Raw genomic sequence first — 23364 nt, 5'->3', positions numbered from 1 at the left:
ATTTTATTGGAGGCGAGTACCGGAATCGAACCGGTGTACACGGATTTGCAATCCATTGCCTTTATTCATAAAAACAACAGCTTAGGCCGTTTCGAGTATCAGGACATTTGTCGAACAAGATGCGAACTTGATACCACTATCCAAGTCAGCCCACAGCTATGAGCGGCATGGCATTGATCTGGGCCGCGAATGTCAAAGGCCTAAAGCCCGCCGCCAAGATCGTGCTGATCCAACTGGCGGATTTCCACAACAAGGAAACCGGCCAGTGCAATCCAAGCGCACAGCGGTTGGCGGACGAATGCGAGATGGGTCGTGCAACACTGTTCCGGCACATGACGACATTGGAAGAAAGCGGCCTAGTCACACGCCACGCCCGTGGTGATGGCGATGGCGGACGTGGGTCCAATCAGTATGAGCTGCACCTTGATCTCACCCTAGGCCCAAGCGCTCGCCCAAAGGACGGTAGTAGCGGTCCCAACGGGGTTGTGTCTCAAAATGAGACGGGGGAAACGTCTCAAAAAAGCGGGGGAAAAGTCTCAAGGGTGAGACGGGGGTAGTCTCAAATCGGGACAGGAACCTTACCATTGAACCTACAAAGGAACCTCCTTCGCGCAGGCGCGAGGCGGTGGAGGCTGAGAAGATTTTAGAAGCCTACCCGCCCGACCGATTGCGGGGCAAAGTGACCTGCATTGCCCAGATCGAAGAGGCCATGAAGGAGGGGGTCGCATCGGAGGACTTGCGGCAGGCGGTCCAAGCCTATGCCGCCGACAGTGCAGGTTTCACCCGTTCCAAAGTCTGCTTTTCCGACAACTGGTTTCAGTCGCGGCGCTGGCAGATTTATGTCGAGAAGCAAGCGGCAGACCGAGAGAAAGCGACAGCGTTACACGCCGATCACCATGCGCGGCTGGCCGGCTGGATCAATGATCGCAGCCCGATGTGCAAACACATCACGGGCACCCAAGTGACGGCTTTGCTTGCCGCAGAGCTGGTAACACAGGCCCAAATCCAAGCCGCAGGCCTCAGATCATGACCGCCACCGATCCCACCGAAGAGCAAACAGCAAGGCGACCCATGTCATACGCTGACGCTATTGACACGGGACCTTGCGAGGGGCGGCAAGCCTCCCCTTCGAACCCCACCGGCGCGGGAAAAGCCCGCACCAACGAGCCACTGACCGAGACCTTCGTCTTCCGGTGCACAGCGGCAGAGAAGGCCCAGTTGCGCGCCAAAGCCGAGGCGGCTGGCCTGCCCGCAGCGACCCTTCTACGCGAGGCGCTTGGCCTGACCGAAGCCCGACGTCGCAAGCCCATCCCCCGTGTTGATCCCGCACTTGTGCTGGCTGTCGGACGCATCGGCGGCAACCTCAACCAGATCGCCCGCTGGCTGAACCGCGCGATTTGCCTATCGCTCCCTTTCGCGAATAAAGTCCGAGTTATCGTAGAGTTCCACGTAAATCACGTCGATCGGACTTTCCTCACCAGAACCTTCCACTAGAAATGGTGAGCCTGCTAGAATTTGAATACTTGTGATCCCACTAATATCGCATGTTTTCCACTTCGCAGCCATTGCTTCGTCACGCGATGGGTGATCTTGGCGATATGAGTCAGTTTGAGAAGTAGAGCTATAGCCTGTCACTATCTGGTCGCCTCCAACACCTTGTGCCGGCTCTAAGATTCCGCTCGCCCAAGTGTTGAGCCCAGTGGTCTTGCCCGTATCGGAATTCCGCATCACAAATGTAACAACATTCGGCGTGTAACCCGCATCAGGGTTCAAAGCTATTCTGGTGCTATGCTGGTTTCCATAATAGTACTCAAAGTGGCAGGTTACTGTGCTCTCTTTATAGGTTTCTTTTTGGGTAAACGGATCGATTTTCATACGATCCGCCACGGTAGGCGCTATTGGTTGAATAATCACCCAAAGCTTTGCGCCCTCTGGGTGTCCAGCCGTAGCAACTAGGTTTTTCGGGACAACATCAGCTACATGCTCGAATTGGAATCCTCGCAATACTTCTGCACTTGATCCACCCGATAGTAGAAATATCACAAATATTACCAGCAAGCCGAAGCTGGTAGGTTTCACTGAATTAGTTTTCAACATGTAAAAGTATATCCTCTCGTTTGGCTACGTTTCACTCTCCATCCAATACTCTATTAAAGATCTCATCGTTTCTCCAGAAAAGGTGCCGAGTTGAGATTTTGAGCCGTCTTTTAACTGAAATTCAACAGTGAATGAGTTTTGGCCGCATCGCTCAACTCCGATTGCGGACACGTCGGCAGGAGAAGTGTTTTTCTCAGAAAAATATTTGAGCATTGTTCGGTGGCCTTTCAAAAGTAGTCCTGACGGAAATTTTCAAGCAAACAATATCGCTGCGGACCAACTACGCGCAAGTATTCTCTAGTAAGATATGCACCAAGAAACGAGTACGCTGGTAACGTCGAGCGTTGCACCTTTATTATCGCCCTTAACTTGCACTTTTCAACTAAGCAGGCAGGACTACGCCGCCTCGATGGCATCCCAGCTAGCGAGCTTCAGGACCGATTTGAGCAAAATTGCGACCATCGCGCATCGTACAATCGAGAGCGATACCCGCACCTTTCTGCGACAGAACAAGAGCTGGCTGACGATCTCGCCCTGGCTGATCACGGGGACGTTCTTGGTGGGGATCGTCTCGATGATGGCCGTGAGCTTGCTTTGGACGCTGATGCTGGCGAGTTCGGAACTGACGGACTTGGGCCTGACGCGGATCGACAGGGAGGACGCGACATGGCTGGTGCTGGACCCGACCAAGACACGACTGAGGACCTGCACGCTGGGCGGCAGGTCAGTCACCTGCATCAAGATCGAGGAGAACTAGATGACGACACCCCTGACAGCCTTGGAACGCGACTTGCTCGCCTGCGTCGAGCGGTTGGTGACGGCCTGCGAGGTCTCAGCAAAGGAATTGAGCGGGTTAGAGGAACGCTCGACGAAGAGGATGCAGAGCCAGCTGGATGGATTGGCCGCCTGCGTGTCGGTGCTCATTCAATCGCAAACGGCGTCCGTGGCTGCGTTGCACGGCTTGCTGAACGAGGGCTCGAATTACGGGAGGCTGCGCACGCAACTCGAGACCAGCTTGAAATTAGTGAAGGCCGCCGAAGAGAGGTTGATACAGAGCTAGAAGGGCGGGAGGTAGAGATGGATAGGGGGATGACGCATTAGGGCGTGATCATAGATTTCACACCGTAAAGGAACGCTGTGGCTGCCGATAACTTGAGCCACTCTACGAAATCCGGACACACTCACGCTTAGACCAGCTGCATTCAGTTGATCATTCGAGCGGCTGGATTCTAATCGGTTGTCGACATCAAGTCGTCATTACTGACCGTGGTTAGCAGCTAAGGCTGCTCTCAAAACACCCAACATCGGCATCTGGCGGCGCGCTTGAGCAACACTATTCTTAGCGTTACCCTCCATCACAGCGACAGCTTCCGACAACTCTCGCTCTGAGTTTTGGCTCTGCTCTGTCAGAATCCGTGCGTACACTTCATCAACCAGTACAGTCATATCAATTCACCTTTTCAAAATTCGCGCCATCTCTCTTGAGGGCCAACCATTGGCCTCAATGTGCTCGAACTCGTAGATCGAGTACTTATGAGCTACACCAAGAGGAGTCAAGGAACTGAGACGGCTTTGTGGCAGCAGAGAAAACATTCTTAAGTGTAACCACATAACAACACGTTACGCCACCGAACTTTTACCTTTAAACTAAGCAACAAACTGTGCTTACCTTAGCATCAAGTCGCCAATGAAGGTGCCCAAAAAGTAAACAATACGTTACATGCCGCATACAGTATACGACTACATTAAACTCGTCTTCCCAGAGTCGACAGTGCCGAATGAGGAAGGGACGGGCGTAGATGTAACGGAGCCGGGTAGATGGTCTGTAGCGCCGCCAATACCGACTGACTTATTTGCTATTTCTGCGATGCTCTTGGACACAAGTAGTGCATTTTCTCATTTTGATCCAGATCCAGACGGCGCTATCGATAGCGATGAAAATCCATGGTTTAGTCTAAAAAAGAAGGATCGGGAAACTTGTGAGATCTTAGGTCAAAAGTGGATCAAACTGCATGGTAGTTTAGATACAATCGCAACTCCAACGGAGGTTGAGCAACTTTGGGCGGATCTTCTCAAGGAGAGCGCTGAGCCCATACGATTGCCTCTCCGGAATAGAGCAACCCCAAAATGGTGGACGATTGCGCTGAAGCTATTGATAATCGCAGACGAAGCATCGTCAAGAGTTGGTGCTCCTGAGGCCGCCGATGATCCATATTTCAAAAAGGCAATTGATCATAAGCAGGTCCGGCATGGCAACTATGAGCTATCGGAAAATACCAACTGGTCTGGAAGTATGGCATACTTGCGCTCACACGGCAGCGCTGGGACATTTGCGTTTCAGGCGGATCCCAATGTGGTTAACATCTTTCCGAAGACCCGTATTTCAGTAGCAGGTTGTTCCCATCGTAATTTTAGCCGAAACTTGACGATGCTGCCAAAAGTTGGAGCTGCAAGGTGTCATTGGCATATGCCGCCCAAGCAATTGCTTGAGGATGATGATATGCCCGTCGATATTCTCGTTATCCCGTTTCCGTTTGAGGTTAAGGCAAAATCATTCAAGCCGACCCATGTCGCAAAGGAGAGCCTTCCAGGAGGTAATAAGTCAGACACTAGACCGCACTGGGGAAATTTTGAACTTCAACAAGATTGGCTAGACGAAGAGGATATTGTTGATCTTTCGCTTCGTCTAATGATGTCTGCAAAACAAGACGTTGAAACAGTGAACGTGGTGATGTTTCCAGAGTGTTCGCTTGATTTTGATACTTTCGGCAGGGTGTGTTGGGAGCTAAAGAAACTCGAACCCGCGTTAGAGTTTGTAATTGCGGGCTCAAGCGATAACTGCGACCCAGAGACCGACGGCCCAGGCAATTATGCAATGACTGCAGTATGGCATGACTTCGGGGAAGGCCCACGAGCGGTGATCAGCAGTCGTAAGAAGCACCACCGATGGATGCTTTCTGCGAACCAACTTGAAACATATGCCCTCACCTCAACGCTCGACCCGCGCGCAAACTGGTGGGAGACGCACAACATAGGTCAGTGCGAGTTACATTTTCATCCGTTTCGAAAAAGCTCACTTTTTTCTGCAATGATTTGTGAGGATTTGGCAAGAAGTGAACCATGCCACGAAGTCCTCAGGAGCGTCGCACCAAATCTTGTTTTCGTGCTTCTAATGGACGGTCCTCAAATTGCTGAAAGGTGGTCAGCGCGCTATGCTTCTACACTAAGCGATGATCCCGGAAGTTCTGTTCTAACATTAACTTGTTTTGGTCTCGTCGAGCGATCTAACCAAACCCAGATGTTTAAGCGGCAGGAGGCCGTTGCCTACTTCTCCAGTCCGTTTGGACAAACTCCCATATATCTTCCGTACAAAGACGGGGCTCGAGGGGTGTTGATCACTCTAACTTCCATGATGGAACTTGGCCAACAAACGATCGACGGTAGGGTAAGCGATGACTCTCGTGCATGGAAATTAACTAGCACTCAGCCTGTAAAGCCGCTGGAAAAAAGCAGATCCAAACCCAGCAAATTGGCGAAACGGCTTTCGAAGCGCCGCAAAAAAGCGAACAGAAAAATACCGAGCAATTAAGAGCATGTTCTACTAAGCAACAGTGGCTTTGGTTGCCCTCCCCAGACTTAAGCGAATTAGGCGTAAAGTCCATTCCAGAAAGTAACCTAAGGATGCCCTCAGGGCTTAGGAACTGTCGACGAACCAAAAAGCTGGAAGATCCCATTCCATTGCCGCGGCAGTTGAGACATTTATGAACTCTTGGCTTTTACGGAAGTGCAAACCCTCGTTTCTAGCTAGTACTTGCTGCGTGGATCGCAGGAAATGGTTTCGTACCATACTAAGACCCATGACATGAAGGTCCTAAGGTCGGCCAAATTGTAGTATATGAATGGCGCAAAGCTATGAGTTAAACCCCGGACTTCCGGCGATTGTCTTCCTTGCACAACATCTGACAGTTGGCCGCATTAGTTTTACCGCCCGCATGCCATGGGTCGATGTGGTCCGCTTCCATCCCTTCAATCGGAAAGGTCTTTTTGCAGACCGGGCAAACGCCGTTCTGCCGCTCAAATGCTTCCGTTCTGTCTTTGTCAGTGAACTTTCGGATGCTGAGATGGCGTTCCTTACCGTCGAAGATGTAGCTGTAAATGCCTGATTTGGCAGAAACATCATCATCAATGAGCAGACGCTTGACCTCATCTTCGGCCTTTGCTGCATCAATGACGGTGGGGCCATATTCGTTATAGAGCGGCCCCCACGGAACACCTTTCATCTGTTTGCGATACTTGGGAAAACAGGCCTGCGCCCATTCGATGATAGCTTGGAAATAGTCCCAAAGTTCTTTGGCTGATTGCTCATTTTGATGGTCCGACATGTATTGCTCAATGTCGCCATTGGGCGCGTGCCACATGATTGCCGTTTCAAGGTAATCTTGCCGGATCGCGGAGCCAGTCAGATAGTTGGAGCCGATAGCCTGTGCGGGGCAGTTTGGGCGGCTGAACCACTTTTTGGCGTCTGTGACCCATTCACCGTGATAAACCGCGTTGCGCAGCTCTTGGTTGGTCAGCTGTTCGCCTGCGATGTTGATGGTCTTGAACCACTCCAGCTTTTCGGTATCGGTGCCGCTGCATTGGTAGACGGTCAGCGGGTAGTCGAGCAGCTTTTTCTGCTCATCATCTTGGAGGTTGTGGAACGCCCGTTTTTCCTTAAAAGAACCGATCTGGACCGAGAAATCCCCGTGGACGTATTGGCAGAGTGAGATGGTGCGTTGTTGGCCATCGATAATCTCGAAACCGCCGTTTTCACGGACAGACCAATACATGACATTGAGAGGGAAGCCTTTCGAGGCCGTATCAATGACGGCGTCACGCTGCGCATCTTTATAGACAAACTCCCGTTGAAAGGGTGGCCGGATATCCAGCTCGCCGCCGAAGCCAGTGACGCCACCTTCTGTGTTGTCGGCGTAATTTTCGCTCAGTTCGCGGACTGTGATCTCTTTGAGAGTAATTTGCATGGGTTCTATCTTCTTTGGATAACAACGCGCTTAAACAGCGGTTTTTGATTAATGACGGGTCCGTTCCATTTCAGCTCTTTGCCTTGCGAGACCGCAATCACCTTCTTGGCACCTAGTTCTGCGCCGTGCTGGCCATTGTTGAAGCTTCCAATTATGCGAAACTGCTTTGGGTTGTATTTGTCCAGAAACGTGATTGGGACCCCCATTAAACCGTCATAGTCGACTGGGATGTCCTTCACTTTGCCAACGTCGATAGCGTCAAAGTTGTCATACTTTGGATACTCGTCAGCCTTGTATTTCTTATGAAGCGTTAAATCTTCATAGCGCTCTTCGAAATCCAAGTTTGTGAACCAACGAACCCCTTTGACTCGGATGAATTTATTCCCGTGCTCGTCAACTCGTGTGCCACTTGCGTCTAGAGGGTAGTCGTCGGGGACGCCAAACTCGCGATCACCGCTGCGGATACTTGGGCCAATCCACATCCTGTCCGACCGAATTTCATTGAAAACCTCCAAATAGGTTACAGAGTTTACGTTGCCAACGATCAGGAACTTCTTGTCAAATTCAATTAATTGAGTGATGTAGTCTCGAAACAGCGAAAAGGGTGGATTCGTAACCACGATATCAGCTTGTTTAAGTAGCTCGATGCATTCGGGGCTTCTAAAATCTCCGTCACCGTTAAGTTGCTTAACGCCAATTTCCTCCACATCGGGAACGCGGTTGCCATTTTTGTCCCCGAGATATTCCAGATAGATCGCAGACTCGGCACTGTTTTCGCTGAAGAGGTCTGAGGACTGGCTTTTATAACATGTGGTAATGAGACGCTTGAGGCCGAGATGTTCAAAGTTGTAAGCGAAATAATGAAAGAAGTTGCTTACGCGCGGATCATCGCAATTGCAGAGAACAGTCTTGTCTTTGAAGTGAGCTTTGTGATGCCGCATTTCACGCTCAATATCTTCGAGCTGAGTATAGAACTCGTCCTTCTTTTCACGCCGAGCGGATTGAAGTCCTGAGTTATGTTTTGATACCTGCGTTGTCACTCTGCTACTCTCACTTATTGTTTTTCTCTTAGCTGGTGGTAGGTGTTTTAACGGTCGAAAATTGAAAGTTCCTTACGCCGATGCTTCATCAATATGCGCAGAAGTCTTTGCGCGATGACTATGCCCACGGGACCGAGCACCACCATGGCGAGGTAGAGGGAGCGCGCAATGTCCCAAGTTGCCTGACCTGACGTGGCAATCAGTGCAATCACGCCACCAAAAAACAAGAACGCGCCTGAAATGCCGACTTGCCGCGCGAAGGTAAAAACCTCTTGGTCGCAAGGGTCCAAATCGGATTTTGCGACTTTGGGCTGGTGATATGTGTCAGTCATGTCGGCGTTCCTTTCTAGAGTGTGTCGAAATATTTGCAGGTAACCTGCGCTGGCGTCTCGCCAGTTTGTGCGGACTGGGCGGCAACAAAGCCAATTATCTTGCCAAGCTTGGCTATCGGCAAACCCGCCTCTCGTCCCTCATTTTCGGTAAGGACAGCAATCGCGCAGGCTTCCGCCAGTTCTGGATCGTTGCTTTTGTGGGCCTTGCCGACCCCCGTCAGCAACCACTCTAAGTTAATGGCGAACGCCTCACTTATTTTGACTGCGGCTAAGGCGGGAATCTCACGTTTTTCTTGTTCGTAGTATTTATAAGTGCGGTCTGACACATCGATCGCGGCGGCCATGACGGGCTGCGTCAAGTCATTGTCCTTGCGAATTTCTCTCAGTCGCAGGCCGATTCCAGACAGGTCAGTTGACAAGGTGCACCTTTGGTTATTAAAAGTGACGAATAATGCACTTTAATTGTGTTCAGCACAATTTTGTTCACTCTTGCATTGTTCAAAAGCAGAATCCATCGGAAAGGTGAGCCGTGACCAAACCTCTAGAAACACCAAAGGAGCTTGCCGAACGCGTAGGTCTGCCCGTGACCAACATCCGATATCTGATCCGTGAAGACATGCTGGACCATATCTTCACAGCGCCAGGACAGCGTAACCCCAAGATTCCGAGCGGCGCTTGGGAAAAGTACGTGTCCCAATTCACGGTCAAAGCGCAAAAGCCTGCGCGATGCAGAGCAGGCCAAGAAATGGGAGCTGACAAATGACGCGGCACACACCCATTATGGCCAGTGAGACGACCGCCGCGCGGCTGCTCGATTTGCGCACGAACGAGTTCAAGGCTTTGGTCGATGAAGGCCACCTACCGCCGGGGCATGAAATTGCGCCCGGCGTTGTTCGTTGGGATACTGAGGTTCTCAAACGGATATCGGCGGGGGATGTGACAGAGCTATGGGATCAAATTCAGTGGTAGGTAAACGCAAGAAATACCTTTGGCGGCATCCGTCTGGCCGTTGGTATGTGCGCAAGATCGTCAATGGCAAGATGATTTATCTGGGACGTATTACTGCCGAAGAGGGTACGGCTGAATTCGACCGCCAATACTGGGAAATTTTGAGTGGCAAAAAAAGCGAATGTGAAAACGTCGTGGGCTGCGCTTATCGACGCAATGCAAGAAACAGACAAGTGGGCCGGGTTTTCCCCGCGCTACCGAAGTGACCTTGAAAATGCCTTCGAATATCTGACCGAAAAAATCGGTCACATGGATGTGTCGCGGCTAGTCCAAGCCGATATTTACGAGGCAATGGACCAAAATCGCCATCGGGTCAGGTTTGCCAATTACCTTCCCACAGCGATTAGCATGTTGTGCAAGTTGGCGATCCGAAAGCGTTGGCGTGAGGACAATCCTGCAACCGAAATAGAACAGCTCAAAGTTCCAGAAGGTCGCAAGAAGCCACACCTACCATGGACCGACTGGGCTGTTGAAAAGATGCGGGAAGAGGGCGCACCCGTGCCCCGCCTGATTTTTGAGATTGGCGTCGGAAGTGTGCAGCGCCCCGGCGACTGGGTGGATTTTCAATGGGGCGACTATGACGGCGATACCCTCAAGCTGCGCCAGAATAAGACAGATACCGTCCTGTCACTGCCCTGCACGATTGCACTCAAGGCGGCACTGGACGGTGCGAAAGCTGATCTAGGCGTAGCGCCCCACCCAACGCGCCACATCTTGACGCGCTCTAACGGTTCCAAAATGGATTATCACGCGATGGCGCGTGTGATGGTGCGCGAGCGCAAGCGGTTGGGCCTGATGGCCCATGACCAACACGCGTTGCGGTATCGCGGCGTGATGGAATTGGCGTGGGCGGGCTGCACTGACGATGAAATCGCCAGCTACAGCGACCACACTTCCAAAGAGATGATCATCAAATATGCGGGCGAGGCGCGGCAAATCATGCGGGCGCGACAGGCGGTAGCAAAGCGCAAATGACCCCGAACAGAACAGGCACAGAACGTGAAACTGATACTAGAGGTGATACCCAATGAGCAGGAAAATTCGTAACCCATTGATTTTATTGGAGGCGAGTAGGAGAATCGAACTCCTGTACACGGATTTGCAAGACTAGGCAAATATCTGATATTAAATAACTTTCTGTTTAGATAAGAGGCGAAAAATGCCAGAACACATCGTGAAGGTTTAGACGCTCATTCAACAATTGGTTCGCGGCATCGAAGCACGCTCTAGTTAGGTGGTTTCGGCCCTAACCTGACATTGGCGGATCATCCACTTGTCGCACTGCAGCTTTCTCAAAGCAGCCGTTCGTATCAGGCCAAACCGATCTGATTACTAAGTTCGGAACCCTATTCGATGGGGCCGTTCGCCTCAGCGAACAACTCTGCAGACGCTTTACCTTCGATTGCATTGTCAAAGTGATCACCGATCACCCTTACAAATATGTCGATAACAGCGTTGAGAGTAGTGGAAACTGGAGACTGAAAAAGCAGAGCGTCATGCATCGGTAAAAGAAGCTCGATGTCCTTTAAACCATATACTTCAATCAATGCCTTTTTGAAAATCAGCGAACCCTCTCCTTGCACCACCTGACTAATCGCGGATAGGCGTTCTTTCTTTGTTGCCTTAGGGCCCTTCATAAAGAAGCGGTTTCCGAGGCTGGTGGCTACAAAACCAGTTTTGTCAAAATTCCGAAGGGTTTCTTGCTTCCATTCCTCATAGCGTCCAAATTTTTTGAAAGCACTGCGGACCACGTTTCGCGAGATACCAAACTTTGCTCCAATAATTGGTAGGTTGTTTAGCTTCATTCCATACGCATAAGCCAAAAACATGATTTTTGCTGCTTTACGGTCACCTTCGCCCTTCAGGCAATCAATCCGAAAGCTCTCATACATATCGGCCTGTGAAAACAGACGGTGCAACTCAGCGTCTCCCGAAAGCGCGGCCATAATCCCGACCTCAAATTGATCAAAATCAACATATCCAAGCTCATACCCAGGATCGGCAACCAGTATCGATCGATACCTCTTCGCCAAGCTTTGCAAGTACGGACTACGAGCAGAAATTCTAGAAGTTCTTGACCCTTGAGTATCCAGTACTGGATGAACTCGTCCGCCCCTTACAGCAAGGCTATCCAAAACGCCTCTAGTGCGATCCAGCTCTCGAAGGCGTTGTATCGTTTCGCAAAAGTCGCGAACCTGAGGCATAAAATTTAGTACGAATTCGAAGCCATACTCGTCTGTATCAACGCCTTTAGAAGTCGCATAAGAGATGATATCTTCCCTTGATGGTATCTCCAGCGGAACATCAAACTTGTCAGAAAGTTCTCTCAAGCATGTATAATAATCATGGCGGGCGTTGAGCCGAAAGTCGGCAATTCTAGATGCGTGGATTTTGATGCCGCGTGACGACATCGTTGAGCAAATGTTCTGACAGGGTACTTCGATTTCAAAAAATCTATGAAATTCCCCATTCTGATGAGCAACCCGACACAACTCAATGTAATAGATCAAAAGGATTTCATGAAAGGCCTCAATGGCCTCTAGGTCTGGCTCTGTTTCACCGTAAAAGTTGCCCTTATACCTCTGTGAGATGTTGAAATTTAGAGGGAATAATCGGTTTATTCTTTGGATGGCATCAACTTTTTCACGCCGTTTGCGTTCGTCACCATCAGGCGATGTAAGAATGTGAAATTCATCTAAATCGATTACCTTTGGAGGCAAGCAGCCCGCTTCTTCATAGATATCTTGGCAAATCATCCAGTAGTCATGTGTCACCAAATAGTCCTGAACCGAGCAAACTTCGTTCGCGGTCGCTTCGCGGAAGCCCTTGTTATCGGTCAAATAATATTTTGAACTGCTTGGCTTCGAATAGCTCTTGATGAACGAAAGGATCGCAATGCTCATGAGTAATCCCGAATATCTTCGTAGAGCGCTGAGAAAGAGGCTTGTTCTCGTTCAGCGATGGCAACCCCATCACTTCGATATTTTTTCGGAGCCCTTCTCATAGTCCCAAGGAGCTTTGTTGAAACCTTACCGTGCATCACCCTCTTCTGATCGGCTGGCAACGAACTTGCTGCAAAAAGGAAGAACCGTTGGTTTTGGAATGGCCAAGTATCATTCAGCTTCTCCAAGAGTGCCTCAATTGGTTCTAAGAAACCAATGGATTGAAGCCAAATGAATATTCCGGCAGCTTCGCCAGTAGTGGGGTCATTACTCACGACCGCGCTCGCTAAATCCTTTAGTTCATTGCTTTCAAATCTCAACGAGGCGAGGAGAATCCACAGACGATGGTTTTGCCAATCGTGGATGCAGGCGGCTCGGTCAGTGAGAAATGATTGTATTTCGACAAGGCGATCATCGGGCGGTCGAAGGACCAAGAGAAGCCTGCAGATTTGATCGCTCGATACCGGGTCGGTTCGCAGTGCTGCGAGTGCATACGCCAAGAGTTGATCTGCTTCTCCGCTGTCGACATCAAAGAGCCCTGCTTCGATAAGCTGACTGAGCCTGTTGACACCAAAGCGGAACGCTCGCGATTGCGTGTCATTTGCGGCCAAAGCCGTTTGGATAACTTGGATTACATAGTCGATTGAACGAATGAAAACCCGGCGACTCTTAGATTTCCACATGCTGTCTATGGCCAGCACCAAAGGGTTCTGCGATGGAAACAGATCAATGACTTCCTGCTCAGTACTGTCGGGACCTAGAATCGTTGTCTTGCTTGAATTAATATTCATGCCAACATTCCGAAGTAATCCAATTGTTCTCTGCAACGCTTGGCGAGCTTCATGCTCCGACGCACAGACGATGCGGATGTCGTCAACATACCTGTAGTAGTCATACCCTGATTTCTGCATTTCAAAGTCAAATCTCGATAGTAAAACATTCGAAAGAAACGATGAACAATCACGGTTTTGCGGGAGGCCAAAGTCTCCTGAGAACGACCATTGCTCTAGTACTTCGCCAAGAACTCTGATGGCAGCGCGAATCTGCCCTTTTTCGTAGCCACTGCAGTCGCATTTCGTCGCTAGGTCAGAAACTTCCTTGGTCAGTTGTGCTGATGAAACATTCTCAAAGAAGTTCCCAATATCTGTGGCCGCTAAGAAGGTTCCATCCGCCTTAAATCTATAGGTAAGCCCTTCGTAATCTAACCATTTCCCTATTTTGCTTCGAAAGAGATATTTCTTGTCCGTTCCGCCACGATTGAACCGGTAGCTAAGAACCCGATGAGAAAGCAAAGGGTCAAGTTTAGGCATCAAGAATGTGCAAATTGCCTGATAGACAAACCGATCAAAGAAATCGATTTCCAGGGAGTAGCGTTCTGCGTACGCTTTTTTAGGAATAGCGCGCAATACACGCTTGCTCCCGATGTACTGGCCGGCACCCTCGTTCAGGCACTTCAGAAGCGTCTCAGCCGCATGAGAGTGGTCAGCAAATATGTCGGCGTATCCGAGGGTATCCGCATACCAATCGTCTCGCATATCTTGCTGTAGATGTTGCATGACGAGTTTAAAATCTACCGGGAAGCCAAAGACCTGCCCTGTCTGAAATAGTTCCAAATTCCCATCCAAGACACAGCACCCAAATTTGTAAGAATTCAACTATCGTTGAGGCTAGCGCTCATGACAAGGGCACAATCTATGATTGAGATGATAAACTTTAGATCTGAAGTGGACGTTTCTGGGGACCTCAAAAAATGATGGCTTCCTAGCTTTCATGACAGTTGCGGCAAAGTTTGGTAGGCGACGGGGTAGGTCCGCTTTTGACGCTCTGTCGACAAGAGTTCGCTCTTGCCGCGAAAGTCTGCTTCCCGCCGAATCCCACAAATGGGCGTAGAGGCGTTTAGAGGGCGTGCTGTGGCTCAAGGTCGGTGCTTTTGGGTGCCACTCCTGCCAATTAGGGACTGTCGCCTCTGCACGCGCTTTTTTTGCAGGCGCAAGCGCTCATTCATATCTTATCGCTGCCTTTCAGTTGCAACGTTAGGACGCACCCATCCGGAGATTTTCAAATTTCGGAGGATGGGCGGGGCCGATTTCATACAGACTTCCTTGTTCCTGTATGCACTTAGTGACACCATTTTGGTATAACCGAGTGCGATTGCAGTCGCGACCAAAGCACTGCTCACTGGCTCGCGGGTCTAAATCTGGACGTCAATATTTAGTTCGAAAACTTTGCTTGCGGAACATGATTTTCAATTCGAATGCAGCAAAATAGTCACGATCTCTGTATGCAGTTAGTGACACCTTTTTCAGCTTCCGAACTAAAAATGTTTCAAGCTTCTTGCCGCAGAATCGCGGTGTTTCTAAAGTTATCTACAAAGCAGTTTGCATGGGTGGACACACACATTCACCCGATAGGTTGCGCAAACGCTGAACTTAGAAAGGCAAGCGAATTGGTGATAATATGTCGGCAAAGCAAATTGAAAAAAGGGCGTTGAGCTTACTCAGAAGTCTAGAAGGTGCTGGGAAAAGCGTTAGCCGCGTGACGGTTGAAGGGCATCGGATTGAAATTGAGATTTCAAATTCGGATACTGTAGTGGATGAGTTTGAGAGGATTGATATGTGCCATGGCAAAACGTGAGCTTCCAAAGCATGTCTACCGTCAGCGAAACGGTCTTTACTTTCAAAGGCGGGGCTGGCCTTCACGCAAGTTTCAAAGTGAATTTGGATCGGCTGATTTCTGGCAGGAATACGCAGATATTCTCTCAGGTATGGCCGCGCCCAAACGCATTCTTTCTAAAACCTTCTCTTCATTGATTGCTAATTACCGCCAGTCGCCGCGTTACAAGAACCTCAAGCCGCGAACTGCGCTAGACTATGACAAATATCTGGATTTCTTCATTTCGATCATGGGTGAGGCAAGCCCTGCCAAAATACAGCGAAAAGACGTAATCAAACTGCGCGACAGCAACGCGGACAAAGCCTATTTTGCCAATTATTCTCTGCGCGTTCTTCGCGTGGTTATGGAGCATTGTGTCGATTTGGGCTGGCGCGAAAACAACCCTGCGAAGGGTGTGCCAGAACTCAAGACAGACAGGAAGGAACGCTCGCCTTGGCCGCAAGAACTGCTCGATGCCTACCGCGCGGTCGCTCCCCAAGGAAGCCGCGAAAGGCTCGTCATGGAGTTATGTGTCGGCACGGGGCAGCGTATCGGTGATGTGCTGGAAATGCGCTGGTCCGACATTGAAGGGGGCGGCGTAGTTGTCCGGCAAAACAAAACAGGTAAAGAGCTGTGGATACCGATCTTGCCTGAGCTTCAAGCTGTACTCGATGCTGCGAGCCGCCATTCAGTGTTTCTTCTGACTAACGAACGCGGAGATAACCGCTGGTCTTACCGTGGGGCGTCGCAGGCCGTTAGGAAGGTGCGCGAGCAAATCGGGGCGCTCGACTACGATATTCATAGCTGGCGCTACAACGCTGCCTGCGAGCTTGTAGAGGCTGGCTGCGGAGATGATTTGGTCGCTGCTGTTACTGGGCAAAGCCCAGCTATGGTTTTGCATTACACCAAGCGCGTTCGCCAAAAAATCAGGGCAACACGCGCTCAGAACAAGCGGCGAGAACAACAGCGATAGAGGAATAAAAAATGGTGGAAGTAATCGGGGCAATCTTGGGATTTTTGATGATGGGCCTGATGATGTGGTTCATTGTTTGGCTCTTCATTTTGTTACCAAGTAATATGGCGTCCTCACGCGGCCGTAGCGCGTTTGCTTGGGTGCTGGTTTCAATTCTCTTCAGCCCGTTCTTGGCGATATTCCTACTGTGGTTACTGGGCGAAGCATAAGGCCAAGCGTCCACGAGCGAATTCGCGCTGTGAATCCAGAACAGAACAAAAACAGAATGTTTAGACTTTTGTTTAGACTCTAATCAGGGCAGACGGCGCTTGGCCCGCTAAGCCCTTGAAAGTAAATGGAGGCGAGTACCGGAATCGAACCGGTGTACACGGATTTGCAATCCGCTGCGTAACCACTCCGCCAACTCGCCAACTGTGGTTCGAGCGCCCGAGTAGCGTAAATCCGAGGGGCGTGCAAGAGGGGCTGGCGCTTGATTGCGCCGGCTTTACGCTCGCTTTAGGATGCTGGCGGGTTTGGATTGCCCACGCTTAGGGAATGTGCGAAAAGCGACGCAGAGATTCTGAACGAACGGGTTCACTTATGACAGATTTTGCTCAACGCCGCACGATGATGGTCGACAATCAGGTTCGTCCTTCGGATGTGACCAAATATCCCATTATTGAAGCGCTTCTAACGGTGGAACGCGAGAAGTTCGTGCCGGACGCGCTGCGAGAGGCGGCTTATCTGGGTGAATATCTGCCGCTGGCAAAAGGCCGCGTGCTTCTTGAGCCGCGCAATTTTGCCAAAATGCTGGACGCGCTGGAAATTGGCCGAACCGACTTGGTGCTCGATCTGGGCATCGGCTTTGGGTATTCGTCAGCGGTTATCGCGCGAATGGCGGAGGCTGTCATCGGGGTAGAAGACGACGAAACGCTGGCGGGCGAGGCCGAGGCGGCCTTGGCGGGGGCTGGTGCTGATAATGTTGTTGTGGAGACCGGAGCGCTGACTGCAGGCGCACCGCAGCACGGACCATATGACGTGATCTGCATTCAAGGCGGAGTTGAAGAACTGCCGGCCGCGATTGCGGACCAGCTAAAAGAAGGCGGGCGTATCGCTTGCATCTTTATGGACGGAAATGTCGGCACTGTGCGTATTGGTCATAAGGTTGGAGGCGACATCAGCTGGCGGTTTGCGTTTAACGCCAGTGCGCCTGTGTTGTCCGGTTTCGAGCGTTCGAAAGAATTTTCGCTTTAGAGCGAGAAACTTACATCTGTTGGTGAGAAAAATTATGCTACGTCAAGGAAAAGCAACACAGCTGTTCAAACGCTCGGCGCTCGCATGTGCTGCCGTTGCTTTGGCGGCGTCACTCGGTGTTCGTGCGCAGGCTGAAACGCTCGCAGATGCGATGGTCGGGGCTTATAAACACAGCGGTTTGATCGAAAAGAACCGCGCTTTGTTGCGAGCCGCCGACGAAGACGTGGCAATTGCTATTTCGGCCTTGCGGCCGATCATCGGTTGGTCAACTTCGCTGACATATAACTACGCGCGCACCGGCAGTATTCTGGCTCCGAAGTCGGAAGGATTGGAAAGCAGCGTTGGGCTATCGGCCGAGTTGCTTTTGCTTGATGGCGGTGCCAGCCGGATGACGATTGATGTCGCCAAAGAGAGTGTTCTGGCGACACGCGAGGCGCTTGTCGCGGCTGAACAGCAGGTGTTGCTCGGAGCTGTGCGCGCCTTTCTTGAAGTTCGTCGTGCTGCCGAGTTCAACCAACTGCGCAACAACAATGTGCGGGTTATCAACGAAGAGTTGAAAGCCGCGCGTGACCGGTTTGAAGTTGGTGAAGTGACGCGCACGGATGTGTCACTTGCCGAGGCCCGGCTTGCTGCCGCACGAGCCCAGCAGGCCGCCTCGCAGGGGGATCTTGCCCGTGCTATCGAGCTGTATCGTGCCGCCGTTGGCCGCAAACCCGGACATTTGAACACACCGACGGCGGTTGCGAACCCTGCCAAAAGCCTTGAAGATGCAAAATCGCTTGCGCTGCGCATTCACCCTGACATGAAACGCGTTCAACGCTTGGTCACGGTTTCCGAGCTGCAAATCATGGTGGCTGAAGCGCGCATGAAGCCCTCGGTTAAGTTGTCGGGCAGCTATGGCCTGACGGAGCAGCATAATTCGACAAGCTATCAACGCGGTGGCTCGGTCGGGATCACCGCTTCGGGGCCGATTTACCAAGGCGGGCGGCTTAGTGCATTGACACGTCAGGCGATGGCGCAACGTGATTCAGTGCGCGGAGATTTGCACATAACTCGCCACAGTATCGCGCAGGAAGTGGGCAACGCCTGGGCTGACTTGCGTGTGTCGCGAGCAAGTGCCGAGGCCAGCGAGCGTCAGGTGCGCGCCAGCACAGTTGCTTTCCGCGGTGTGCGCGAAGAGGCGACCCTAGGTTCCCGCACAACGCTTGATGTGCTGGACGCGGAGCAAGAGCTGTTGGATGCGCGTGCCAACTTGCTGTCTGCACGTATTGACGAGATTGGTGCCGGTTACACGCTTTTGGCAACGATGGGTTTGTTAACAGCCGAGCGGCTGAAACTGAATGTGCCGAGCTATGACCCTGCGGCCTACTACAACATGGTTAAAGACGCCCCTGTAAAGCGAAGCAAACAAGGGCAGCAACTTGATCGCGTGCTGAGAAAACTCGGTAAAGAGTAAAGTTCCACCAATATGTTGTGAGAATCTTTGTCGCGGGTTAGACTGCGGCGGCAGGTAAGAGTGGAAAATAAATATGTCAGATCCGGTAACCAACGTTGAGATCGAGGACGTTTTGTCTTCGATTCGCCGCCTCGTAACAGAAAGCGGCAGCAAAACGGACGTGCAGGGCGCAACAAAAGCTGATCCCGAACCTGTCGTCGAGGAACAGATTGAAGAGGCTGAAGCCGCGCTAGAAACCGTTGCGGAAACAGCAGTGGAAGCGGCAGTAGAAGCTGACGCAAACAACGCACTGGATAAACTTGTTTTGACACCGAGTTTGCGGATCGCAGAGCCTGTTGAAGATACGTCTGAGGCAGGTGCTGGCACGCAGGAACCGGAAAGCGCGCTTGAAGTTACTACTGATGAATTGGTTGAAGTCGCTGCAGAAGATGCTGCTGAGCTTGCCGATTTTGCTGAGGTTGAACCTGCTGACGAGGGTCTAAAGTCTCGTATCGAACAGTTGGAAACTGCTGTCGCGGATAAGGTTGATGACTGGGAAGATGACACCGGAGGCGCAGGAGATAACGCCGCGGCGCCCTTCGAGACGCTCCAGTGGGAAGATCACAGCGATGTAGTGCAAGATGAAACTGAAGCGCTTCATGAGGCGGCTTTGTTTGTCGCTCCACAGCCCGAACGTGAAGCCGAGCCCGAGACCGATGAAATGGTCGAGCCGTTAGAAAAGGCAACGGCAGAATCCGGTTATGTTGCTGAAGATGCGGATGATGAAGAAGACTTGGAAGATTTCGAGTTTTCAGCCGAGGATTCGGTGATCGACGAAGACATGCTGCGTGAGATGGTGTCTGACATCGTCCGTCAGGAGTTGCAGGGTGCGTTGGGAGAGCGGATCACCCGCAATGTGCGCAAATTGGTGCGCCGCGAGATTCACCGTGCCTTGATGGCCCAAGAGCTCGAATAACTAGCCCGCAATCTTCAAGATATGGTTTATGTCGAGGTGTTGCTCCAAATGGGTGGCAAGCGCATTCAATGTCGCGTCGACATCGGAGTCATAGCTAATCGTTGAGCGCACATCGTAGCTTCGCAAGAATGCCGAGCGATAGGCATCAGATGTGAACAATCCGTGCAAATAGCAACCTCGTATGCGCCCGTTTGGGCTGCTGGCGCCGTGTTTGTGTTGGCCGATCCGCAACCAGTCTCTTGCACAATCCACACCAGTCGTTTCACCAAGATGTATTTCATAACCGCTAATCGCCGCGCCTGAAACCGGGTCGCGAGCTTTGGTAAGGCGCACCCGCTTTTCGGGCTTCATAACGGTATGCACTTCGAGGTAACCAAGGCCTTCGGCGGTGCTGCCAGAGCCCTCAATATTGTCAGAGTCAGCTATCGTTTGACCAAGCATCTGATATCCGCCGCAGATGCCAAGAACATGGCCGCCACGACGTATGTGAGCCGCGAGATCAATGTCCCAACCCTGTGCGCGCATGAAGGCCAGGTCTGCAATGGTCGACTTGCTGCCCGGCAAGATGACGAGTTGAGCATCGGCAGGCAGAGGCAATCCTGGCGGCACCATGACAAGGGAGACATCGGGTTCGGACGCGAGCGGGTCAAAATCATCGAAGTTGGCGATACGTGACAAAAGCGGCACTGCGATTTTGAAGGTGCCGCCAGTGCCGCCAGTTAGCTCGGGAGCGTCTTCAGCCGGCAGGCGGCAAGCGTCAAAAAACCATGGCACGACACCAATGGAGGGCCAGCTTGTCATTTGTTCGATGGCTACGAGACCTTCGTCAAAAAGCGCGGCGTCACCGCGAAATTTATTGACGATGAAGGCCTTGATGTGCGCGGCATCTTCCGGAGGAAGCACCGCTTGGGTGCCGACGATCTGCGCAATAACGCCGCCTTTGTTGATGTCACCGGTGAGTATGACAGGCACGTTTGCAGCCTCGGCAAAGCCCATATTGGCGATATCACCTGCTCGCAGGTTGATCTCGGCGGGGCTACCGGCGCCCTCGACGATCACCAAGTCATACTGGGCTTTCAGCCGTGTGAAGCTCTCGAGAACTGGCTTGATAAGGCTTTGCTTGCTCTTGCCAAAATCACGCGCCAATTGGGTTCCGGCGCGTTTGCCCTGAACGATGACCTGAGCACCTTGTTCGCTTTCAGGTTTGAGCAGAACCGGGTTCATATCGGTGTGAGGAGAGAGGCGCGCAGCGAGGGCTTGCAACGCCTGTGCGCGGCCAATTTCGCCGCCATCGGCAGTAACAGCTGCATTGTTGGACATGTTCTGTGACTTGAAAGGGGCTACTTTAATGCCACGGTTCGCCGCGGCACGACATAGCCCTGCGACGAGCAGAGACTTACCGACATCAGAGCCGGTTCCTTGGATCATCACCGCTTTTGACATGCTGCCCCCGAAACAAAAACGGCCCCCGAGCAGGAGGGCCGATTTCGTGATTTGGCAGTCTTGATAGGTATCTTAGGCGGCTTCGGCCTGAGCAGCCGCATTGCGGCGCTCGCTTTCTTCGCGAGACAATGCAACAGAGGTGCGAACACCCTTGCCGACAAATTCCATCAGGCCTGATACGACACGTTCGTTCGGGTCAATGCCCGCGCAAGACAGCACTTCGCGGCCGTCCCGTGAACGTGCCCAACGAGCGATTTGCTCGGGGCCATTTCCATATTTCTTGTCATCGGCGATTGCATCGTCGAGGGCAGCCAACACAACGGCTGCAAACAGTTTACGTGCACGATTGCCTTGTTCATTATTGAAGGCGGTGCCGTCAACGAAATCTCTCATGATTCGTCCTTTATTATTGCTCTTGTCATTCTGGCGTGAAGCTCCTTATGGAGGGTTTTCTCTGATTCGGATAGTCTGTTTTTGCATAGCTACGTTGCGTTTTACGCATGTCCTTCTGCAATTGCAGCACGACATCTGGTTTTCTTGCCAAGGGGGCACCCCCAAGATATAGGTGCGGTCAAACTTCCTTCAACCTTTAGTCATGGTTTCGCCACAATGCCAAAAATCAACGGAAACGAAATTCGCCCCGGGAACGTGCTTGAGCACAATGCCGGCCTTTGGGCCGCTGTGAAGGTCGATCATGTGAAACCCGGAAAGGGCGGCGCTTTTGCGCAGGTCGAACTCAAGAACCTTCGTAACGGATCAAAGCTTAACGAAAGGTTTAGAAGCGCAGATAAAGTTGAGCGTGTGCGTCTTGACCAGCGCGACATGCAGTTCCTGTATGAAGATGACGGCCAACTCATTTTTATGGACACCGAAACATACGACCAAGTGCAAATCGCGTCTGACTTGCTCGGAGACCGCCGCCCGTTTTTGCAAGACGGCATGACCATTGTTGTCGAGTTTCACGAGGACGAAGCCCTGCATGCGACCGTGCCGCAGAAAGTGACTTGCAAGATCGTTGAGACTGAGCCTGTCGTAAAAGGCCAGACCGCGGCCAACAGTTTCAAGCCTGCGACTTTGGACAACGGTGTAAAAGTCATGGTGCCTCCGTTTGTCGGCCAGGACGAAGAGATCATCGTTAACACCGACACGATGGAATACTCCGAGCGCGCTTGAGACGCCTCGAAAACAGCTCGTTCACTGAACCAACCAAAGAGCCTCGGCACCCGCTGGGGCTTTTTGCATTGGAGCGCTGCGCATGACCTGCGCTTTAGGGGGAACAGCGCGCAGTTTTTCACCTGCACTGTACAAACCTCTGTCAGCTACAAGCAAGACAGCAGCTGTGTAATTGGTTGTAAGTAAAATTTCACATGTCAGTGATGTTTGTCGGTGTCGTTAACGAGTGCTTTTTTAAACGGTGTAACGACGGCGGGGTCAGAGCAATCTGGCCCCGTTTTTTCTGGTATCATGCGGTGCGCGTGAGCGTGACGCCGTCTGCTTCCAGCTCACCGGTTGCCCGATCAAACCGCAGATAGGCAAGCGCTTTGTCCCCGCTGGTTGTCAGGATGCTTCCGACAGGTTTGCCTTTTGAGGTGATCTCGCTTCCAGCAGTGAGCGATGAAGTGCCCGTCACCTGAACGAGACCTTTGCGCAACTCGGTTTTGTGCTTCATCCGTGCCGTCACTTCCTGACCTACATAGCAGCCTTTTTTGAAGTCGACGCCATTGAGCCGCTCAAAGCCCATCTCAAGGATGTAGCTGTCATTCGTTAGGTCGGTACCGGTTTCAGGGATCAAGTTGCCCACGCGCACAGCGTCCCAGTCGGTGTGTTGGTCTTCTGGTTGCGCGTCTTCTCGGTAAGCCCGCCAGCCTAGCGCTTCTGATCGAGGGTCAGCAAAGGCGTCCTGCGGCGGGGTGCCGAGGCCACGGTGGAGGTGCAACGCTGTTTTCCCGATATTGACATCGGCGCGCAGTTTATACATGCCAAGGCGTTGCACGAGGCTTGCGCCGATGTTGGCGTCAACATCCAGCAGGATAGCTCCTTCGGCAGGCACAAGGAAAAAATCGGCCAGATACTTGCCCTGTGGTGTGAGCATCGCGGTATAGACAAGCCCCCGCGACAGCTTGGCAACATCATTTGTTACCAGCCCTTGCAGGAAATGTTCGCTGTCGGCTCCGTCGATGCGGTAAATCTCGCGCGGCATGGCGGCTCTCCC

26 protein-coding genes and 1 tRNA gene are annotated in these 23364 nt (G+C 51.8%); 16 read left to right on the top strand and 11 right to left on the bottom strand.

Translation table 11 applies throughout. The features are described from left to right. Positions 1-158 precede the first annotated feature (158 nt). From KO498_RS09230 to KO498_RS09210, 5 genes are all read left to right on the top strand, one after another. Complete coding sequence (locus KO498_RS09230; protein ID WP_215959616.1) at positions 159-557, top strand: helix-turn-helix domain-containing protein; 399 nt, start codon at positions 159-161, stop codon at positions 555-557. Between the two features lie 68 nt (positions 558-625). Next, positions 626-1030: a hypothetical protein gene (locus KO498_RS09225; protein ID WP_354667650.1), complete on the top strand. Its 405-nt coding sequence runs from the start codon at positions 626-628 to the stop codon at positions 1028-1030. A gap of 41 nt (positions 1031-1071) precedes the next feature. Next, the gene (locus KO498_RS18190; RefSeq protein ID WP_252731358.1) at positions 1072-1494 is read left to right on the top strand and encodes a plasmid mobilization protein; all 423 of its coding nucleotides are present in this window, start codon (positions 1072-1074) and stop codon (positions 1492-1494) included. 1012 nt (positions 1495-2506) lie between these two features. Next, positions 2507-2854 carry a hypothetical protein gene (locus KO498_RS09215; RefSeq protein ID WP_215959615.1) on the top strand — a complete coding sequence of 116 codons (348 nt, stop codon included), beginning with the start codon at positions 2507-2509 and terminating at the stop codon, positions 2852-2854. After that, the gene (locus KO498_RS09210) at positions 2855-3157 is read left to right on the top strand and encodes a hypothetical protein (RefSeq protein ID WP_215959614.1); all 303 of its coding nucleotides are present in this window, start codon (positions 2855-2857) and stop codon (positions 3155-3157) included. It abuts the gene before it with no gap. 197 nt (positions 3158-3354) lie between these two features. Here the strand turns inward: KO498_RS09210 and KO498_RS09205 are convergent, their stop codons facing one another. Further along, the gene (locus tag KO498_RS09205; RefSeq protein WP_215959613.1) at positions 3355-3543 is read right to left on the bottom strand and encodes a hypothetical protein; all 189 of its coding nucleotides are present in this window, start codon (positions 3541-3543) and stop codon (positions 3355-3357) included. 274 nt (positions 3544-3817) lie between these two features. On the opposite strand from KO498_RS09205, the gene KO498_RS09200 reads away from it, so the two are divergent. Continuing rightward, positions 3818-5686, top strand: a complete 1869-nt coding sequence (locus KO498_RS09200) for a hypothetical protein (RefSeq protein ID WP_215959612.1) — start codon at positions 3818-3820, stop codon at positions 5684-5686. A gap of 328 nt (positions 5687-6014) precedes the next feature. On the opposite strand, the gene KO498_RS09195 is transcribed toward KO498_RS09200, so the two are convergent. Genes KO498_RS09195 through KO498_RS09180 form a run of 4 tightly spaced genes read right to left on the bottom strand, consistent with a single transcriptional unit; the run spans position 6015 to position 8909 of the window. Beyond that, the gene (locus KO498_RS09195) at positions 6015-7118 is read right to left on the bottom strand and encodes an HNH endonuclease family protein (RefSeq protein WP_215959611.1); all 1104 of its coding nucleotides are present in this window, start codon (positions 7116-7118) and stop codon (positions 6015-6017) included. 5 nt (positions 7119-7123) lie between these two features. Continuing rightward, on the bottom strand, positions 7124-8158 hold the full coding sequence (locus KO498_RS09190) for an adenine-specific methyltransferase EcoRI family protein (protein WP_215959610.1): 1035 nt from the start codon (positions 8156-8158) through the stop codon (positions 7124-7126). Between the two features lie 47 nt (positions 8159-8205). Continuing rightward, positions 8206-8490, bottom strand: a complete 285-nt coding sequence (locus KO498_RS09185) for a hypothetical protein (RefSeq protein ID WP_215959609.1) — start codon at positions 8488-8490, stop codon at positions 8206-8208. A 14-nt stretch (positions 8491-8504) separates the two neighbouring features. Next, positions 8505-8909, bottom strand: a complete 405-nt coding sequence (locus tag KO498_RS09180; protein WP_215959608.1) for a helix-turn-helix domain-containing protein — start codon at positions 8907-8909, stop codon at positions 8505-8507. Positions 8910-9019: 110 nt separating this feature from the next. On the opposite strand from KO498_RS09180, the gene KO498_RS09175 reads away from it, so the two are divergent. The 4 genes from KO498_RS09175 to KO498_RS18180 all read left to right on the top strand — a co-directional run bounded on the left by KO498_RS09175 (position 9020) and on the right by KO498_RS18180 (position 10473). Then, the gene (locus tag KO498_RS09175) at positions 9020-9253 is read left to right on the top strand and encodes a hypothetical protein (protein ID WP_215959607.1); all 234 of its coding nucleotides are present in this window, start codon (positions 9020-9022) and stop codon (positions 9251-9253) included. Next, positions 9250-9459, top strand: coding sequence for a hypothetical protein (locus KO498_RS09170; protein ID WP_085632936.1), 210 nt, complete (start codon positions 9250-9252; stop codon positions 9457-9459). Before KO498_RS09175 ends, KO498_RS09170 begins: the two co-directional genes overlap by 4 nt. Then, positions 9453-9704: a hypothetical protein gene (locus tag KO498_RS18185; protein ID WP_252731357.1), complete on the top strand. Its 252-nt coding sequence runs from the start codon at positions 9453-9455 to the stop codon at positions 9702-9704. Before KO498_RS09170 ends, KO498_RS18185 begins: the two co-directional genes overlap by 7 nt. Positions 9705-9846: 142 nt before the next feature. Then, positions 9847-10473, top strand: coding sequence for a tyrosine-type recombinase/integrase (locus KO498_RS18180; RefSeq protein WP_252731356.1), 627 nt, complete (start codon positions 9847-9849; stop codon positions 10471-10473). A 371-nt stretch (positions 10474-10844) separates the two neighbouring features. Here KO498_RS18180 and KO498_RS09160 read toward each other — a convergent pair whose 3' ends face one another. Both KO498_RS09160 and KO498_RS09155 read right to left on the bottom strand, forming a co-directional pair. Continuing rightward, positions 10845-12401, bottom strand: a complete 1557-nt coding sequence (locus KO498_RS09160; protein WP_215959606.1) for a DNA polymerase — start codon at positions 12399-12401, stop codon at positions 10845-10847. After that, entirely contained in the window at positions 12398-14053 is a 1656-nt protein-coding gene (locus tag KO498_RS09155; RefSeq protein ID WP_215959605.1) for an RNA-directed DNA polymerase, read from the bottom strand. The genes KO498_RS09160 and KO498_RS09155 overlap by 4 nt, the downstream gene beginning before the upstream one ends. Positions 14054-15060: 1007 nt before the next feature. Here KO498_RS09155 and KO498_RS09150 point away from each other — a divergent pair. Both KO498_RS09150 and KO498_RS09145 read left to right on the top strand, forming a co-directional pair. Further along, entirely contained in the window at positions 15061-16065 is a 1005-nt protein-coding gene (locus KO498_RS09150) for a tyrosine-type recombinase/integrase (RefSeq protein ID WP_215959604.1), read from the top strand. A gap of 11 nt (positions 16066-16076) precedes the next feature. Then, positions 16077-16274, top strand: a complete 198-nt coding sequence (locus tag KO498_RS09145) for a hypothetical protein (RefSeq protein WP_215959603.1) — start codon at positions 16077-16079, stop codon at positions 16272-16274. Positions 16275-16400: 126 nt separating this feature from the next. Here KO498_RS09145 and KO498_RS09140 read toward each other — a convergent pair. Then, positions 16401-16474: transfer RNA gene (locus KO498_RS09140), tRNA-Cys, on the bottom strand. A gap of 170 nt (positions 16475-16644) precedes the next feature. Between KO498_RS09140 and KO498_RS09135 the strand changes: the two genes are divergently transcribed. The 3 genes from KO498_RS09135 to KO498_RS09125 all read left to right on the top strand — a co-directional run bounded on the left by KO498_RS09135 (position 16645) and on the right by KO498_RS09125 (position 19709). Continuing rightward, positions 16645-17298 carry a protein-L-isoaspartate O-methyltransferase family protein gene (locus KO498_RS09135; RefSeq protein WP_215959602.1) on the top strand — a complete coding sequence of 218 codons (654 nt, stop codon included), beginning with the start codon at positions 16645-16647 and terminating at the stop codon, positions 17296-17298. Between the two features lie 34 nt (positions 17299-17332). Then, a complete protein-coding gene (locus KO498_RS09130; RefSeq protein ID WP_215959601.1) occupies positions 17333-18754 on the top strand; it encodes a TolC family outer membrane protein in 1422 nt (473 codons plus the stop codon). A 73-nt stretch (positions 18755-18827) separates the two neighbouring features. Continuing rightward, positions 18828-19709 carry a hypothetical protein gene (locus KO498_RS09125; protein ID WP_215959600.1) on the top strand — a complete coding sequence of 294 codons (882 nt, stop codon included), beginning with the start codon at positions 18828-18830 and terminating at the stop codon, positions 19707-19709. On the opposite strand, the gene KO498_RS09120 is transcribed toward KO498_RS09125, so the two are convergent. Beyond that, positions 19710-21152 carry a cobyric acid synthase gene (locus KO498_RS09120; protein WP_215959599.1) on the bottom strand — a complete coding sequence of 481 codons (1443 nt, stop codon included), beginning with the start codon at positions 21150-21152 and terminating at the stop codon, positions 19710-19712. Positions 21153-21224: 72 nt separating this feature from the next. After that, positions 21225-21545 carry a DUF6280 family protein gene (locus tag KO498_RS09115; protein WP_215959598.1) on the bottom strand — a complete coding sequence of 107 codons (321 nt, stop codon included), beginning with the start codon at positions 21543-21545 and terminating at the stop codon, positions 21225-21227. A 216-nt stretch (positions 21546-21761) separates the two neighbouring features. On the opposite strand from KO498_RS09115, the gene efp reads away from it, so the two are divergent. Then, positions 21762-22325 (top strand): elongation factor P, encoded by a 564-nt coding sequence (gene efp / locus KO498_RS09110; RefSeq protein WP_215959597.1) that lies wholly within the window; start codon positions 21762-21764, stop codon positions 22323-22325. Between the two features lie 289 nt (positions 22326-22614). Here the strand turns inward: efp and ygfZ are convergent, their stop codons facing one another. Beyond that, positions 22615-23352, bottom strand: a complete 738-nt coding sequence (ygfZ, locus tag KO498_RS09105; RefSeq protein WP_215959596.1) for a CAF17-like 4Fe-4S cluster assembly/insertion protein YgfZ — start codon at positions 23350-23352, stop codon at positions 22615-22617. Between the last annotated feature and the right edge of the window lie 12 nt (positions 23353-23364).

Source organism: Lentibacter algarum, from assembly GCF_018860975.1.
In the GTDB taxonomy this organism is placed as follows: Bacteria; Pseudomonadota; Alphaproteobacteria; order Rhodobacterales; family Rhodobacteraceae; genus Lentibacter; species Lentibacter algarum_A.
This window is presented reverse-complemented; position numbering and strand designations above follow the sequence as displayed.

Bases quoted from the DNA above. Each gene is read 5' to 3' on its own strand.
- KO498_RS09230 (WP_215959616.1), top strand. From the start codon at position 159: ATGAGCGGCATGGCATTGATCTGGGCCGCGAATGTCAAAGGCCTAAAG.
- KO498_RS18190 (WP_252731358.1), top strand. From the start codon at position 1,072: ATGTCATACGCTGACGCTATTGACACGGGACCTTGCGAGGGGCGGCAA.
- KO498_RS09215 (WP_215959615.1), top strand. From the start codon at position 2,507: ATGGCATCCCAGCTAGCGAGCTTCAGGACCGATTTGAGCAAAATTGCG.
- KO498_RS09210 (WP_215959614.1), top strand. From the start codon at position 2,855: ATGACGACACCCCTGACAGCCTTGGAACGCGACTTGCTCGCCTGCGTC.
- KO498_RS09205 (WP_215959613.1), bottom strand. From the start codon at position 3,543: ATGACTGTACTGGTTGATGAAGTGTACGCACGGATTCTGACAGAGCAG.
- KO498_RS09200 (WP_215959612.1), top strand. From the start codon at position 3,818: ATGCCGCATACAGTATACGACTACATTAAACTCGTCTTCCCAGAGTCG.
- KO498_RS09195 (WP_215959611.1), bottom strand. From the start codon at position 7,118: ATGCAAATTACTCTCAAAGAGATCACAGTCCGCGAACTGAGCGAAAAT.
- KO498_RS09185 (WP_215959609.1), bottom strand. From the start codon at position 8,490: ATGACTGACACATATCACCAGCCCAAAGTCGCAAAATCCGATTTGGAC.
- KO498_RS09170 (WP_085632936.1), top strand. From the start codon at position 9,250: ATGACGCGGCACACACCCATTATGGCCAGTGAGACGACCGCCGCGCGG.
- KO498_RS18180 (WP_252731356.1), top strand. From the start codon at position 9,847: ATGTTGTGCAAGTTGGCGATCCGAAAGCGTTGGCGTGAGGACAATCCT.
- KO498_RS09160 (WP_215959606.1), bottom strand. From the start codon at position 12,401: ATGAGCATTGCGATCCTTTCGTTCATCAAGAGCTATTCGAAGCCAAGC.
- KO498_RS09150 (WP_215959604.1), top strand. From the start codon at position 15,061: ATGGCAAAACGTGAGCTTCCAAAGCATGTCTACCGTCAGCGAAACGGT.
- KO498_RS09145 (WP_215959603.1), top strand. From the start codon at position 16,077: ATGGTGGAAGTAATCGGGGCAATCTTGGGATTTTTGATGATGGGCCTG.
- KO498_RS09135 (WP_215959602.1), top strand. From the start codon at position 16,645: ATGACAGATTTTGCTCAACGCCGCACGATGATGGTCGACAATCAGGTT.
- KO498_RS09130 (WP_215959601.1), top strand. From the start codon at position 17,333: ATGCTACGTCAAGGAAAAGCAACACAGCTGTTCAAACGCTCGGCGCTC.
- KO498_RS09125 (WP_215959600.1), top strand. From the start codon at position 18,828: ATGTCAGATCCGGTAACCAACGTTGAGATCGAGGACGTTTTGTCTTCG.
- KO498_RS09120 (WP_215959599.1), bottom strand. From the start codon at position 21,152: ATGTCAAAAGCGGTGATGATCCAAGGAACCGGCTCTGATGTCGGTAAG.
- KO498_RS09115 (WP_215959598.1), bottom strand. From the start codon at position 21,545: ATGAGAGATTTCGTTGACGGCACCGCCTTCAATAATGAACAAGGCAAT.
- efp (WP_215959597.1), top strand. From the start codon at position 21,762: ATGCCAAAAATCAACGGAAACGAAATTCGCCCCGGGAACGTGCTTGAG.
- ygfZ (WP_215959596.1), bottom strand. From the start codon at position 23,352: ATGCCGCGCGAGATTTACCGCATCGACGGAGCCGACAGCGAACATTTC.